The sequence below is a fragment of the Novosphingobium sp. PY1 genome, from assembly GCF_017312445.1.
Lineage (GTDB): Bacteria > Pseudomonadota > Alphaproteobacteria > Sphingomonadales > Sphingomonadaceae > Novosphingobium.
The window spans coordinates 558,931-574,309 of sequence record NZ_BLTI01000004.1 but is presented as its reverse complement, the minus strand read 5'-3'; the positions used below and the strand labels follow the sequence as shown (position 1 = coordinate 574,309).

Annotated in this window: 11 protein-coding genes; 10 read left to right on the top strand and 1 reads right to left on the bottom strand. The window is 66.7% G+C overall.

Translation table 11 applies throughout. The features are described from left to right. Positions 1-29 precede the first annotated feature (29 nt). Positions 30-1,454 carry an OprO/OprP family phosphate-selective porin gene (locus J3474_RS06755; protein WP_207093498.1) on the top strand — a complete coding sequence of 475 codons (1,425 nt, stop codon included), beginning with the start codon at positions 30-32 and terminating at the stop codon, positions 1,452-1,454. Positions 1,455-1,503: 49 nt separating this feature from the next. On the opposite strand, the gene J3474_RS06750 is transcribed toward J3474_RS06755, so the two are convergent. Next, positions 1,504-2,502, bottom strand: coding sequence for a cell wall metabolism sensor histidine kinase WalK (locus J3474_RS06750; RefSeq protein ID WP_013832064.1), 999 nt, complete (start codon positions 2,500-2,502; stop codon positions 1,504-1,506). Positions 2,503-2,799: 297 nt separating this feature from the next. Here J3474_RS06750 and zwf point away from each other — a divergent pair, with 297 nt between their 5' ends. The 9 genes from zwf to J3474_RS06705 all read left to right on the top strand — a co-directional run bounded on the left by zwf (position 2,800) and on the right by J3474_RS06705 (position 15,377). After that, on the top strand, positions 2,800-4,242 hold the full coding sequence (gene zwf / locus J3474_RS06745; RefSeq protein WP_207093497.1) for a glucose-6-phosphate dehydrogenase: 1,443 nt from the start codon (positions 2,800-2,802) through the stop codon (positions 4,240-4,242). 78 nt (positions 4,243-4,320) lie between these two features. Continuing rightward, the gene (gene edd / locus J3474_RS06740) at positions 4,321-6,135 is read left to right on the top strand and encodes a phosphogluconate dehydratase (protein WP_013832062.1); all 1,815 of its coding nucleotides are present in this window, start codon (positions 4,321-4,323) and stop codon (positions 6,133-6,135) included. Positions 6,136-6,149: 14 nt separating this feature from the next. After that, complete coding sequence (locus J3474_RS06735) at positions 6,150-7,124, top strand: glucokinase (RefSeq protein WP_207093496.1); 975 nt, start codon at positions 6,150-6,152, stop codon at positions 7,122-7,124. Further along, positions 7,121-7,747, top strand: coding sequence for a bifunctional 4-hydroxy-2-oxoglutarate aldolase/2-dehydro-3-deoxy-phosphogluconate aldolase (eda, locus tag J3474_RS06730; protein WP_013832060.1), 627 nt, complete (start codon positions 7,121-7,123; stop codon positions 7,745-7,747). Before J3474_RS06735 ends, eda begins: the two co-directional genes overlap by 4 nt. Beyond that, positions 7,744-10,530 carry a phosphoenolpyruvate carboxylase gene (locus J3474_RS06725; protein WP_207093495.1) on the top strand — a complete coding sequence of 929 codons (2,787 nt, stop codon included), beginning with the start codon at positions 7,744-7,746 and terminating at the stop codon, positions 10,528-10,530. The genes eda and J3474_RS06725 overlap by 4 nt, the downstream gene beginning before the upstream one ends. A gap of 182 nt (positions 10,531-10,712) precedes the next feature. After that, positions 10,713-11,744, top strand: a complete 1,032-nt coding sequence (locus tag J3474_RS06720; protein ID WP_207093494.1) for a 2-oxoadipate dioxygenase/decarboxylase family protein — start codon at positions 10,713-10,715, stop codon at positions 11,742-11,744. Beyond that, positions 11,741-13,156, top strand: a complete 1,416-nt coding sequence (astD, locus tag J3474_RS06715; protein WP_207093493.1) for a succinylglutamate-semialdehyde dehydrogenase — start codon at positions 11,741-11,743, stop codon at positions 13,154-13,156. Before J3474_RS06720 ends, astD begins: the two co-directional genes overlap by 4 nt. After that, complete coding sequence (locus J3474_RS06710) at positions 13,156-14,361, top strand: hydrolase (RefSeq protein ID WP_207093492.1); 1,206 nt, start codon at positions 13,156-13,158, stop codon at positions 14,359-14,361. The genes astD and J3474_RS06710 overlap by 1 nt, the downstream gene beginning before the upstream one ends. Then, positions 14,358-15,377: an arginine N-succinyltransferase gene (locus J3474_RS06705; protein WP_207093491.1), complete on the top strand. Its 1,020-nt coding sequence runs from the start codon at positions 14,358-14,360 to the stop codon at positions 15,375-15,377. Before J3474_RS06710 ends, J3474_RS06705 begins: the two co-directional genes overlap by 4 nt. Positions 15,378-15,379: the final 2 nt, after the last annotated feature.

Here is a 15,379-nt window from a genome sequence, read left to right as displayed (position 1 = left end):
CCGGGGGAACCATGCGGAGTTTGATGAGAATGAGCCGATTGCTGGCCACCACCGCCCTTGCAGCCGTTGTCGCTGCACTTCCTGCACCTGCGATGGCGCAGGATATCGGGGACGCCGAAGCGCAGTCCATGCGCGAAGAGATTCGCGCGCTGCGAGCTCGCCTGGAAGCGCTTGAGAGCCGTCTGGCCATTGGCGCGGACGGGACTGGCGCACAGGCATCGAACGATGCGGGCACTCCTGCGTCTACGTCACCGATTCAGGCAGCAACGCCGGTTGCGAGCGAGCAGCCTGTGGCCAAGCCCAGCACGAAGATCGCATGGAAGGGCAGCCCCCAGTTTACCGAGGGCGACAAGCAGTTCAAGGTCAAGGGCCGCATCCAGGCCGATGCCAACTACGTTTCCGCCCCCTCGAGCCTTGCCGACAAGGGGCTTGGCTTCTCGAACGAGGTGCGCCGCATCCGTCTGGGTGCGCAGGGCAAGCTGGGTGCAGGCTTCGGCTACAAGCTGGAGCTGGAACTCTCCGACAACTCAGTCGACCTGGTCGATACCTATCTCAGCTATTCCAAGGGACCCTGGCTGGTCACACTCGGCAACCAGAACAGCTTCCAGTCGCTCGACGAACTGACCGGCGACACCACCGGCAGCGTCATGGAGCGCGCGGCCTTCACCGATGCTTTCAACTTCGAACGCCGCCTTGGCCTGGCAGCGCAATATTCGCGCGGGCCGTGGCTGGCGCAGGCGGGTGTCTTCACCGACGACATCAACGCGCTTTCCAACAGTAGCGACGGAGCGAGCGGCGGCGATGAGAACAACTCCATCAGCTTCGATGGCCGCCTCGTCTTCGCGCCGAAGATCGGCGAGACGCAGCTGCACTTCGGCGGCTCGGCGCACTGGCGCAAGCTAAACCGTCTAGAAGACAGCACCACGCGCTATCGCCAGCGTCCGCTCGTCCACTCCACCAATACCCGCCTGATCGGCACTCCGGCGATGAACCTTTCGGATGAAACCCACTATGGCCTCGAACTGGCGGCGATCTCGGGCCGCTGGCACGGCGTGGGCGAAGTCCACGTCCAGCGCGCCAACCGCATCGGCCAGCCCGACGTGACGTTCCGCGGCGCCTATGCCGAAGTCGGCTACTTCATCACTTCGGGCGACAGCCGGGGCTACAAGGACGGCGTATTCACGTCATCTGCACCGGCCCACCCGCTGGGTGAGGACGGCATCGGCTCGATCCAGGTCAACCTGCGCTACGACTGGCTCGACCTCAACAGCCGCGACATCCGGGGCGGAACGCAGAACGGCTACATCGTCGGCCTGATCTGGTCGCCGATCCAGAACCTGCGCTTCAACGTGAACTATGCGCTGCTCGACTACAGCGGTGCGACGGCCCTGCCCTCGGGCGACCGGGACTACAACGCGCAGGTCATCGGCACCCGCTTCGAACTGGACTTCTGATGATTACCGCGGCGGTGGGGCAAGCATCTCCATCGCCGCGGTGCCAGACTTACTCCGCCGGCTGTTCCTCTCGCAAGGGAAGCATCATCGAGGCAGTCGTCCCGGTTCCCGGGCGGCTGTCGATGTCGAAGCGGCCGCGGTGGCGCTCGACGATGTGCTTGACGATCGAGAGGCCCAGCCCGGTGCCGCCGACCGCCCGGCTGCGGCTGGTGTCGGCGCGATAGAAACGCTCGGTCACGCGGGGCAGATGCTCGGGCGCGATGCCCTCGCCCTCGTCGCGCACGGTAAGCAATACCCAGCCGGTGCTCGCCGCCTCGATCGAGACCTCGACCGGACCGCCGGCCTTGCCGTATTTCAGCGCGTTGTCGATGAGATTGCGCAAGACTTGCCCGATCTGCCCGCGATCGCCGGCAATGACTGCCTTTTCGCAGTTCGCCTTGACCGTGACCGTCGCGCTGGTGCGGAATTCGCCCCCGATCTCGTTCGAGAGCGCAACCATGTCGACACGGTCGGCGGGCACTTCGTGCTTCACCGCCTCGATCCGGGAAAGCGACATGAGATCGGAAATCAGCGACTGCATGCGCTGCGCCTCGTGCCGGATCGTGTCGAGGAAGCGCAGGCGCACGCTTTCATCGCCGCCCGCCTTGGGATTCATCAGCGTCTCGACGTAGCCCAGCACATTGGCGAGCGGCGTGCGCAGTTCGTGGCTGGCATTGGCGACGAAATCGGCATGGGACTTGGCGACGCTGACCCGCTCGGACAGGTCGTAAAGACTGACCAGCCGCTCGTTCGAGGCCAGCACCCGGCAATCGACCTGCCAGACACTGCCCCCCGTCGAAAGCCCGGAAACCTGCGCGGTACCGCCCTTTTCGCTGAGGATCGCCGCAACCGCCTTAGGGTCCCGAATGGCAATGCGCACGTCCTGCCCGACGATGTGCACGCCCAGCAGCGCCTTGGCCGCGGAATTGGCGAAGCGGACCTGCCCTCTCGCCACGACCATGGCCGGGGTCTGCAGATGTTCCAGAAGGCCGACACCCTCCACCGTCATGAACGCACTCTCCTTGCTCCATCCCCGATCGTCGGGCCAGCCAGGGTAGAAAACCCGCAAGACAGTGATATGGCAGCTCTTGCCGCTTGGAAACGGTACCGCAGCAAAGCATAGACAGCTTTTGTCGCGAACCGGCCAATTCGGAGACCTGTCCGCGAAGCGGGGTGGGAATTCGTATGCCGATAACCTAGCGCTCGCAGGGCACTATTGATATGCTGCAAATGCGAGGGGCAATTCGCCCGCCAGTTCCCATGCGCGTCCGACCCGGCGCACCTTGTCCATGATGGAAGCGTACACGTGACGAAATTCACTTCCGATCGCCTGCTGCTATTCGGTGCCACCGGCGATCTATCGCGCAGGATGCTGCTGCCGTCATTGTGTGCGCTCGATGCCGAAGGGCTGCTCGATCCAAGTATCGAAATCGTCGCCACCGCGCGTTCTGACATGGACGACCAGTCGTTCCGCAACTTCGCGCGCCAGTCGCTGGAGCAGTTCCTGCCGGCCAACCGCCGCGGCGGCCTGGCGACGTTCCTCAACCGGTTGAGCTACCAGGCGCTCGACGCCAACGAGATGGAAGGCTTCAAGGCGCTGGCCGAGAAGGTGGGCAAGCCGGAGGAAGGCCTCTCGATCTTCCTGTCGACCGCGCCCAGCCTGTTCGAGCCGACGATCCGCGGCCTGCAGAGCAGCGGCCTGGCCGGGCCCAAGGTGCGCATCGGCCTGGAAAAGCCGCTCGGCGTCGACCTCGCATCGAGCCGCGTCATCAACGATGCCGTCGCCTCGGCCTTTCCCGAGGAGCGGATCTACCGGATCGACCATTACCTGGGCAAGGAAACGGTCCAGAACCTGCTGGCGCTGCGCTTTGCCAACCTGATGTTCGAGCCGCTGTGGAATGCGGCGCACATCGATCACGTGCAGATCACCGTCGCCGAAACGGTCGGCCTGGAATCGCGCGTCGGCTACTACGACGATTCCGGCGCGCTGCGCGACATGGTGCAGAACCATATCCTCCAGCTCCTCGCGCTCGTCGCCATGGAACCGCCGGTTTCCTACGATGCCACCAACGTGCGCGACGAGAAGGTCAAGGTCCTGCGCAGCCTGCGCAAGGTCAACGTCAGCGAGACGGTCACCGGCCAGTACCGCGCCGGCGCGATCTCGGGCGGGGCCGTGCCCGGCTACGACGAGGAACTCGGCAAGGATTCGAACACCGAAACTTTCGTCGCGATCAAGGCGCACATCGACAACTGGCGCTGGCAGGGCGTGCCCTTCTACTTGCGCACCGGCAAGCGGCTGCCGCGCCGCACGACCGAGATCGTCGTCCAGTTCCGCAACGTGCCGCACTCGATCTTCTCGGGCCGCGGCGCCAAGACGGTGCCCAACCGCCTCGTCATCGGCATCCAGCCCGAAGAGAACATCACCCTCTCGCTGATGGCGAAGATCCCCGGTCTCGACCGCGAAGGCATCGGCCTGCGCAGCGTGCCGCTGGCGATCACCATGCCCGACGCCTTTGCCGGCCCGCAGCGGCGCATCGCCTACGAACGCCTGCTGCTCGACCTGATCGAGGGCGACCAGACGCTGTTCGTGCGCCGCGACGAAGTCGAGGCGCAGTGGGACTGGATCGATGCGATCCGCGCCGGCTGGGACGAGCAGGCGCTTGAACCCAAGACTTACACGGCCGGCAGTTGGGGGCCCTCGGCCGCCATCGCCCTGGCCGAACGCGATGGCGTTACCTGGCACGAATAATTCTAGGCGGTCGCAGGGCCATAAAAGGCCGAAGCTCTCAGGGGGAGAGGAGCGAGGCCGGAAAGCAGGAGTGACATAATGACTGATCTCGCCCCGGCAGTGGCTCGGGTTACCGACCGCATCATCGAGCGCTCGAAGGACAGCCGCGCCCGATATCTCGATCTCGTCGCGCGCGAGGCCGACCGGCACTCGGACCGCAGCTTCCTTTCATGCTCGAACCTGGCCCACGGATTTGCCGCGGCCGGCGAGGACAAGTCCGCCATCGCCACCGGCAGCGCCAACAACCTGGCGATCGTCACCGCCTACAACGACATGCTTTCTGCCCACCAGCCCTATGGCCGCTATCCCGAGCAGATGAAGCTGTGGGCCCGCGAAGTGGGCGCGACGGCGCAAGTCGCCGGCGGCGTGCCCGCCATGTGCGACGGCGTCACCCAGGGCTTCGACGGCATGGAACTTTCGCTGTTCAGCCGCGATACCATTGCCATGTCGACCGGCATCGCCATGAGCCACGCCATGTTCGACGGCATGGCCCTGCTCGGCATTTGCGACAAGATCGTGCCCGGCCTGATGATCGGCGCGCTGCGCTTCGGCCACCTGCCCGCCGTCTTCGTGCCGTCGGGCCCCATGCCCAGCGGCATCTCCAACAAGGAGAAGCAGAAGACCCGCCAGCTCTACGCCGAAGGCAAGGCCACGCGCGAGGACCTGCTCGCCAGCGAGAGCGCCAGCTACCATTCGGCCGGCACCTGCACCTTCTATGGCACTGCCAACTCCAACCAGATGATGATGGAGATGATGGGCCTGCACATGCCGGGCGCCGCCTTCGTCCCGCCCAACACGCCGCTGCGCCAGGCGCTGACCCGCGCCGCCGTCCACCGCCTCGCCGGAATGGGCCGCAAGAGCGAAGACTACCGCCCGATGGCGCAGGTCGTGAACGAGAAGGCCATCGTCAACGCCTGTGTCGGCCTGCTGGCGACCGGCGGTTCCACCAACCACGCCATCCACCTGCCCGCGATGGCCCGCGCGGCTGGCATCATCCTCGACTGGGACGACCTGTCGGAGCTGTCCGCTGCCGTGCCGCTGATCACCCGCGTCTATCCCAACGGCTCGGGCGACGTGAACCACTTCCACGCGGCCGGCGGCATGGCCTGGGTCGTACGCGAACTGCTCGACGCGGGGCTTGCCCACGAGGACGTGCTGACCGTCTCGCCGGGCGGCATGCGCGACTATGCGCAGGAACCGGTGCTGATGGACGAGGCCCTTGCCTGGACTTCCGCTCCCGCGAAAAGCGGCGACGACACCATGTTGCGCCCGGTTTCCGAACCGTTCCAGCCGGACGGCGGCATGCGCCTCGTCTCCGGCAATCTCGGCCGCGCCACGTTCAAGACCTCGGCGGTCGACAAGGAGCGCTGGACGATCGAGGCCCCCTGCCGCGTGTTCGAAACGCAGGAAGCCGTGGCCCAGGCGTTCAAGAACGGCGAACTCGACAAGGACGTCGTCGTCGTCGTGCGCTTCCAGGGACCGCGCGCCAACGGCATGCCCGAACTGCACAAGCTGACCCCGCCGCTCGGCGTGCTGCAGGACCGCGGCCACAAGGTTGCACTGGTCACCGACGGGCGCATGTCCGGCGCATCGGGCAAGGTTCCCGCCGCGATCCACGTCACTCCCGAAGCGCTGGGCGGCGGACCGCTCTCGCTGCTGCGCGATGGCGACGTGGTGCGCCTTTCGGCCGAGGACGGCACTCTCGAGACGACCGCCGACCTCTCCGCACGCCAGCCCGCCCCGGCACCCGCCGCGGAAATGGGCATGGGCCGTGAACTCTTCGCCATGTTCCGCATGAGCGCGGGCGGCGCCGAACAGGGCGGATCGGCCATGCTCGAAGTGGCCGGTCTGTGACGGTGGCTGCCGGGATGGAACTCGTCACTGTCGATATCGGCGGCACCCACGCCCGCTTCGCCATTGCCAGCGTGGACGCAGGCGGCGCGATTACGCTGGGTGATCCGGCGACTCTGCACACCAAGGATCACGCCAGCTTCCAGCTTGCCTGGCAGGCCTTTCGCGAAATGAACGGCGGCACCCTGCCCGATGCCGTGGCGATGTCGGTGGCCGGTCCGGTTGGCGGCGAAGTGATCCACTTCACCAACAACCCGTGGATCATCCGCCCTGCCCTAATCGAGGAAAAGCTGGGCGCGACGCGGCACACCATCGTCAATGACTTCGCTGCCGTGGGCCATGCGGTGGCCTGCGCCGCCGATGACGATTTCCTCGACCTGGCAGGCCCCGAAAACACGCCGCTGCCCGCGTCGGGCACGGTGAGCGTACTCGGCCCGGGCACCGGCCTTGGCGTCGCCCATCTCTGGCGCGACGGAAAAGGCACCTATCACGTCCAGGCGACCGAAGGCGGCCACATCGACTTCGCCCCGCTCGACCAGATCGAGGACGCCGTCCTCGCCCGGTTGCGCAAGCGCCACAACCGCGTCTCGGTGGAACGTGTCGTCTCCGGCCCCGCCATCGTCGACATCTACCAGACGCTCGCCGCCCTCGAAGGGCGCGCCATCCATGAACTGAGCGATGTCGAGATCTGGACCGCCGGTACGTCCGGCGAGGACAGCCTCGCCGCCGCCGCCGTGGACCGCTTCTGCCTCTCGCTGGGCGCCGCGGCGGGCGACTATGCCCTTGCCCAGGGTGCCAGCGGCGTCGTGATCGCCGGCGGGCTGGGCTACCGGATCCGCGAAACCATTCTCAAGTCAGGCTTTTCCGACCGTTTCTGCGCCAAGGGCCGCTTCGCCGGCATGATGGCGAAGCTGCCGGTCAAGCTGATCACCCATCCGCAGCCCGGCCTGTTCGGCGCGGCTGCCGCCTTCGTCAGGGAGCATACTGCATGAGCAACCTTTCCGCATCGGTCGAAAAGGTCATGCGCCTCGCACCGGTGATCCCGGTGCTGGTCATCGAAGATATCGAACACGCCCTGCCCGTGGCCGAGGCGCTTGTCGCCGGCGGACTCCCCGCGCTGGAAGTGACGCTGCGCACCGATTGCGCGATCGAGGCGATCAAGGTCATGAAGCAGGTACCCGGCGCCGTCGTCGGTGCCGGCACCGTGCTCAATCCCGACGATCTCGACAGGGCGCTGGATGCCGGCGCCGAATTCATCGTCTCGCCCGGCCTCACCCCGCGCCTGGGCGAAGCTGCAATCAAGCGCGAGATCCCGTTCCTGCCCGGTACGGCCAATGCCAGCGACGTCATGCTTGCGCTCGACATGGGCTTCGACCGGCTCAAGTTCTTCCCGGCCATGGCTGCCGGCGGACCGCCCGCCCTCAAGGCGATCTCCGCCCCGCTGGCGCAGGCGAAGTTCTGTCCCACCGGCGGCGTCACTCCGGCCAATGCGCCGGAATGGCTCGCTCTCGATGCCGTAATCTGTGTTGGAGGTAGCTGGATGGTACCCAAGGGCAAGCCCGATCCGAAGAAGATCGAAGCCGACGCAAGAACCGCAGCCGGGCTTGCACGATGAGCGGGGCGGCGTTGAACACGGTCGAGGACCTCAACGCCCGCCTGCGGGAGCTGCACCCCCTGACGGCGCAGACCCCGCTTTACAATCCGGTGTTCCAGCTCGGGCTTGAGCTTTCGCGCAAGCTCGAGAACGGCGAAATGTCGCTCGATGACATCGAGCGGCTGGTCGCCGAAATGGAATGCGAGGGCCTGCGGGCCCGCGCCGCCCGGCTCGACCGACTCGTCAAACCGGTCCCCGTCGCGCAGAACGACGTGCGGATCGACGAAATCGCGAACGAGGAAGAGTTTACCGAGTTCGCCGCCCGCTGGCAGCGTCCTGCCGCACATGTCGTCTTCACCGCGCATCCCACGTTCCTGCTCACCGCAGGACAGACCGAAGCGGTGACGCATTCGGCATCCAACGGCGATTTCAGCGAAGCCTCGGTTTGCGCCGCTTCGCCCGAACGCGACACGATCACGCTCGACTACGAACACGACAAGGCGATGGCCGCGCTCGCTCGTGGCCAGAAGGCCCGCGACCGGATCAGTGCCCGCCTGTTCGATATCGCCGCCACCCGCTGGCCCAAGCGCTGGAAGAGCCTGCAGCCGATGCCGGTGCGCTTCGCCACCTGGGTCGGCTACGACATGGACGGGCGCACCGACATCTCGTGGTCCACTTCGATCCGTTATCGCCTCGAGGAAAAGGCGATGCGGCTGGCCGCCTATGCGCAGGACCTCATGTCCACCGAGCCCGCGATTGCCGAGCGGCTCGAGCGCGCGGGCAAACTCGCCACGGACATGGCCGCGCGCTTTGCCGAAGACCTGTCCCAGCCCGAAGCGCTCTCGGCTGCGGCCAATGCGCTGACCGCCGAACATCCCGACAAGCTGGTCAGCCTTGAAGGCGTGATCGCTGAGCTGGAAGAGGAAGCGCGCCACGCCGATCAGGACGTCGCGCGCCAGTTGCTCGTGGTGGCCGCAGCGATGCGCTCCGATGGCCTGGGCATGGGCTGGATCCACTTCCGGGTGAACTCCTCGCAGCTTCAGAACGCGATCCGCCGCCGCATCGATCCGGACGGCAAGCTCAGCCTCGCCAGCCAGGCGGCGCTGGTCCGCATGCGCGAACTGCTGGCCGAGGTTAAGCCGCTGCGTTCCAACTTCGCGGCACTGGCGATCGAGAACAGCACGGCGGTGCGCCAGTTCCTGGCGATGGCGCAGATCCTGCAGCACATCGATTCCGATACTCCGATCCGCATGCTCGTGGCCGAGTGCGAACAGCCGACTACGGTGCTGGCCGCCCTGTACTTCGCGCGCATGTTCGGGATCGACGACAAAGTCGATGTCTCGCCCCTGTTCGAGACGGAGAGCGCGCTGGAACACGGCGGCCGCTTCCTCGACGCAGTGCTGTCAGAACCGGCTTACCGCGAATATGCCCGCAAGCGCGGGCGCGTCTCGATCCAGACCGGCTTCTCCGACGCGGGCCGCTTCGTCGGCCAGATCCCCGCCGCACTCGCCATCGAGCGCCTGCAGGGCCGCCTTGCCGAAGCCATGGCCGCGAACGCGATGACCGACGTTGCCGCGCTGATCTTCAACACCGGCGGCGAATCCATGGGCCGCGGCGCCCATCCTTCCAGCATCGAGGACCGCTTCGACTGGCAGATGTCGCCCTGGGCCCGCCGCCGCTTCCTGCGCGCCGGGATCAGGCTGGAGCCCGAAGTCTCGTTCCAGGGCGGCGACGGCTATCTCTGGTTCGGATCGGACGAACTGGCCCTGGCGACGCTGACCCGCATGGCCGAACGGCCGCTGTGGGGTGCGGATACCAATTCGCCGACCGACGTGTTCTATCGCCGTACCGACCTCAGCCTCGACTTCTACCGGGCGATCCGCGGCGTCCAGCACGAACACCTGGAAAGCCACACTTACTCGCGCGCGATCACCGCCTTCGGCCTGGGCCTGCTCAACGATACCGGCAGCCGCAAGTCGCGCCGACAGTCGGATCTTTCCGGCGACCGGACCATGAGCCTGCGCCAGATCCGCGCGATCCCGCACAATGCGATCCTCCAGCAGCTTGGCTATCCGGTGAACGTGATCGCCGGGATCGGCACGGCGGCCGATGGCAACATCGAGGAAATCGCCAGCCTGCTCATCGAAAGCGAGCGCGGGCGCCAGCTCATCCGGCTCGCCCGCGCGGCCAATGCGCTGGGTTCGATCAAGACGGTGGCGGCCTATGGCGAGCTGTTCAACTCGGCCTACTGGGCCAGCCGCCCCTATCGCGGCGACGAGCAGCACATCTCCGATGCCTGCCTCAAGATCGGCGAGTACCTGACCAAGGACGACCGGACCGGCGTGTTCCGCCGCCTCGCCTCGCGCCTGCGGGTCGATGCGATGAAGCTGCACCGCCTGCTCGACCAGATCCCGGACGAATCGCCGCTGCCCGACCGCGAGCATACCCGCCGCAGCCTCGGCGTTCTGCAATCGCTGCGGATCGCGCTGTTCAAGCACATGTTCCTGCGCGCGGTCATGGTTCCGGCCTTCAGCCGCGCCAATGACATCAGCCGCGAGGACGTGCTGGAGATGTTCTTCTCGCTGCGCGTCGACGATGGTCTGTCGCAGCTGCGCCGGGCGTTCCCGATCAGCTTCCCGTCGATCAACGACTTCAGCGTCGACCTGCCGAGCGATTATCCGGACTCGAGCGCGTCGGGCTATTCGCAGATCCACCGCGACTACATCGATCCCATCGCCCGGTCCTATGCCCTGAGCCTGCGGATCACCACCGCCATCGCCAACGAATTCGGCGCTCACGGCTGACATCCGGCACGGCGGCCCGGGCGGAACGGTCTTCCACCCGGCGCTGCCGCACGGATCTTGCAAAACATCCTCGAAAAAAGTCGGTTTCCAGCCATTTGCGCGAAGTTTCGCGCGGTGGTGGACTTCGCCCTGCGCGTTACATATATTGCAAGTACGCGCAATAAATAAACAAAGAGGATGTCATGGTTGCCGCCCCCAGCACCGCCATCTCCAGCCGGGAAACCCTGTTTCGCCTGCTCGCCTCAGCCGTCGGCGAGGACCGCGCCGCGTTCGCGCTGACGACGCTTTCGATCGACCCGGTGCTGCGGGGCACGGACGAGCGGCCCAGCCGCGCGCAAGTGGCCATGGCGCTCAATGCCGCGCTGTTCCTGGACCTGCTCGAGCGGGTCCCCACGGCCGCGCGCTACGTCGCGCAGATCCGCGCAAAAGGTGAGACGATCGCCTTCGACCACGGCGCGCTGCGCACCATCGACGGGGCGACCGGCGACCTGCCTTCGGGCTGCGAGGCCTTCACGCGCTTCCTTGCGCCAATGGGCTACGAAGTCGGCGGGCTCTACCCGCTGCCCAAGCTGAAGATGACCGGCCGCGCCCTCGTCCATCGCGACCTGCCCGAAACGGTCCCGCAGTTCTTCGTCTCGGAACTGCATGTCAACGAGCTGCCCGAGACGACGCAAGCGGCAGCCGAGCGCGTCTTCGCAAGTTCGCAGGATCCCATCGGCGCGGCAGAGTGGTCGGCGCTGCAGGCGCTCGATGCGCAAGGAGACTGCTCGCCCGAACAGGCGGCGACCATCGTTGCCGGTGCCCTGCGCGCCTTCGGGCGGCAGCATCCGGCACCGGCCCTCGCAGACTACGAAGCCCTGCTCGAACACAGCAAGGAAGCCGCCTGGATCGCCACCGAAGGCAACGCCTTCAACCACGCCACCACGCGCACCGACGATGTCGTCCAGCTTGCCGAGGACCTTCGCGAGGAAGGTTATCCCATGAAGCCCAGCGTCGAGGTGTCGCAGAACGGCCGCGTGCGCCAGACCGCGATCCTTGCCGACAAGGTCGAACGCCCGTTCCGCCTTGCCGACGGCTCCGAAATCATGCGCGAGGTGCCCGGATCGTTCTACGAATTCATCACGCGAGACATCGACCCGGCAACCGGTATGCTGGACCTGACGTTCGACTCCGGGAACGCCACCGGCATCTTCGCAGTCACGAGGCAGCAATGAGCCATATTCAGTCGATCGATCCCGCAACCGGCGCTGTGGTCTGGGAAGGCGCAGCCGCCGGCCGGGCAGAAGTGGACGCGGCACTGCGCTGCGCACGCAAAGCCTTTCCCGGATGGGCAGCACTTGCCGTGGACGACCGGGTCGCTGCCGTCCAGCGCTTCAAGGCCGTGCTGGAAGCGCGCAAGGAGCAGATTGCCGCGATAATCAGCCGCGAAACCGGCAAACCGCGCTGGGAGGGCCTTGCCGAACTGGGCTCGATGATCGGCAAGGTCGGCATCTCGATCACCGCGCAGGCCGAGCGCGCCGGTGAAAGGCGCAGCGACATGCCCTTCGGCGCGGCGGTCCTGCGGCATCGCCCGCATGGCGTCATGGCTGTGCTCGGCCCGTTCAACTTCCCCGGCCACTTGCCCAACGGCCACATCGTCCCCGCCCTGCTCGCGGGCAACACGGTGGTCTTCAAGCCCTCCGAAATGACGCCTGCCACTGGCGCGGCGATGGCCGAGGCCTGGGTCGAGGCCGGTCTTCCAGAGGGCGTGTTCCAGTGCATCCAGGGCGCGCGGGAAACCGGCGAGGCGCTGGTCTCAGGCGCGATCGACGGGCTGCTGTTCACCGGTTCCGCCGGTGCGGGCGCGCATTTCCGGCACTTCTTCGCCGACCGGCCCGACGTAATCCTCGCGCTGGAGCTGGGCGGCAACAACCCGCTCGTCGCATGGGACGGCGACGTGGAGGAAGCCGCGGCCATCGTCGTCCAGTCCGCCTTCGTCACCACCGGGCAGCGCTGCTCCTGCGCGCGCCGCCTGATCGTACCCGATACTGCCTTCGGCAATGACCTCGTCGAAGCGGTCGCGCACCTTTCCGGGCGCCTGCTGATCGGCGCATGGGACGAGACTCCCGAGCCCTATATCGGCCCGCTTATCTCGAACGGCGCCGCCGCGAAGGCCCGCGCGCAGTTCGAGGGACTGGTCGAGCGCGGCGCGCGCGTGATCGAGCCGTTCGGCAGCGTCGAGGGCCGCAGCGCCGCCTTCGTGCGCCCTGCCATGCTCGACGTGACCGGCGTATCGGTTCCGGACGAAGAGATCTTCGCCCCGGTCCTGCAGGTCTGCCGCGTGGCGGACTTCGATGCCGCGATGGCAGCGGCAAACGACACCCGCTTCGGGCTGTCCGCCGGTCTCGTCAGCGCCGATGACGGCCTGTGGCAGCGCTTCGTCCTCGAAAGCCGGGCGGGCGTGGTCAATCGCAACCGGCCAACGACCGGCGCGGCAGGCTCGATGCCCTTCGGCGGCCTGGGCGAGAGCGGCAACCACCGCCCCAGCGCCTATTACGCCGCCGACTACTGCGCTTACCCGATGGCCAGCTTCGAAGCCTCCGACGCGAGCGGCAACATGGGCGCGCTCGACGGAAAGCTGCGTTGATGACCGGGTTGACGCACGACGAACGCACCTTGCTGGCGCCGGTGGAACGCGCGCCGATCCTCGAACGCACTCTGGACTGGGCCGCGATCAACAGCGGCACCGGCAACCTCGTGGGCCTTGCCGCCATGGCCTCACGCCTTGCCGATGCCTTTGCCGTGCTGCCGGGCGAGGTATCGCTGGTCGAGCCTGCGCCGGTCGAGAAAGTCGATGCCACGGGCCAGACCCACGAGGTCGCGCATGGTCGCCATCTCGTCGTCTCCGTGCGGCCAGCGGCCAGGCGCCGGGTGATCCTGACCGGCCACATGGACACCGTCTATGCCAAGGACCACCCCTTCCAGACGTGCGACTGGCTTGACGACAACACCCTGCACGGCCCCGGCACCGCAGACATGAAGGGCGGCCTCTCGCTGATGCTGGCGGGGCTGGAAGCCTATGAGCGGGGCGGGCCCACGCTGGGTTACGACGTGATGATCAACGCCGATGAGGAAACCGGCTCGCTGTCCTCGGCGCCGCTGATTGCCCGGCTTGCCGAGGGCAAGCTGGCTGCGCTGACCTATGAACCTGCGCTTCCCGGCGGGATCATGGCACGCTCGCGCCCCGGTTCGGGCAATTACGCAGCAGTGATTACCGGCAAGTCCGCCCATGCGGGGCGCAACCCCGAGGACGGGCGCAATGCCGTCGTCGCGGCTTCGGACCTTGCCATGCGTCTTGCCGCCGGCAAGCGCGAAGGACTGTCGGTCAACCCGGCGCGGATCGAGGGCGGTGCGCCCAACAATACCGTACCCGACCTTGCCATCGTGCATTTCAACATCCGCCCGCGCACGCCCGAGCTGGCCGAGCATGCCCGGCAGATGATCGAGGCGGCCATCGCCGATGTATCCGTCCGCCACGAAGTTCAGATACACCTGCATGGCGGGGTTTCGCGCCCTCCCAAGCAGGTGGGCGAGAGGACCGAGAAGCTGTTCGGCCTCGTTTCCCAGGCTGCGGCGGATCTGGGGCAGGCGATGACCTGGAAGGACACCGGCGGCGTGTGCGATGGCAACAACATTGCCGCCTGCGGCGTTCCGGTGATCGACACGATGGGCGCCTGCGGCGGCGCGATCCACTCACCGGACGAGTTCCTGCTGGCCGACTCGCTCGATGCCCGCGCGCAATTGACGGCGCTGGTCATGCACCGCCTCGACAGACACGGAGTTGCCCGATGACGTTCCTGCTGCGCACGGCCCGGGAAAAGGATCTCGATGCCCTCTACCGCATGGCCAAGGGCACCGGGGGCGGGTTCACCAACCTGCCGCCCGACAAGCCGACGCTCAAGGGCAAGCTGGAACGCGCCGCGCGCGCCTTTGCCCGCGACGAGGACACGCTGAACGACGACCTGTTCGTCTTCATCCTCGAGGATACCGAGACCGGCAAGGTGCACGGCACCTGCCAGATCTTTTCGCAGGTCGGCACCGAGTGGCCGTTCTATTCCTATCGCATCGGGCGCATCACCCAGCACTCCAAGGAGCTGGACCGCACTTTCCGGGCCGAGATGCTGACCTTGTGCACCGACCTCGACGGATCGAGCGAGGTGGGCGGGCTCTACCTCGATGCGACCGAGCGTTCGGCGGGCGTCGGCAAGCTGCTGGCGCGCAGCCGCTACCTGTTCATTCGCGCCCATCGCGCGCGCTTCGCCGACCGCACCCTGGCCGAACTGCGCGGAGCCATCGACGATGCCGGCAATTCGCCCTTTTGGGACGGACTTGCAGGCCGCTTCTTCGACATGAGCTTTCGCGATGCCGACGAATTCAACGGCCGTCACGGCAACCAGTTCATTGCCGACCTCATGCCCAAGCACCCGATCTATACCGCGCTGCTGTCCGAAGGGGCGCGGCAGGTCATGGGCCAGCCCCATTTCTCCGGCCGTCCGGCCATGCGCATGCTGGAGAGCGAGGGCTTTGCCTTCCAGAACTACATCGACATCTTCGACGGCGGCCCTTCGATGATGGTCGAAACCGACCGCATCCGCACCATCCAGGAGGCGAAGGACGCCAAGGTCACGCTGATTACGGCCAATGTCGAAGGCTCGCCCTCGCATCTCGTCTCCACCGGCCACCTTGCCGGATTCCGCGCCTGCCTTGGGCACCTGGCCGAGACCGAAGGCGGGGTGAGCCTCGACGAACAGGCCGCCAGACTGCTGGGCGTGAGCGTTGGCGATACCGTAACTTACGCCCCTGCCTGAGG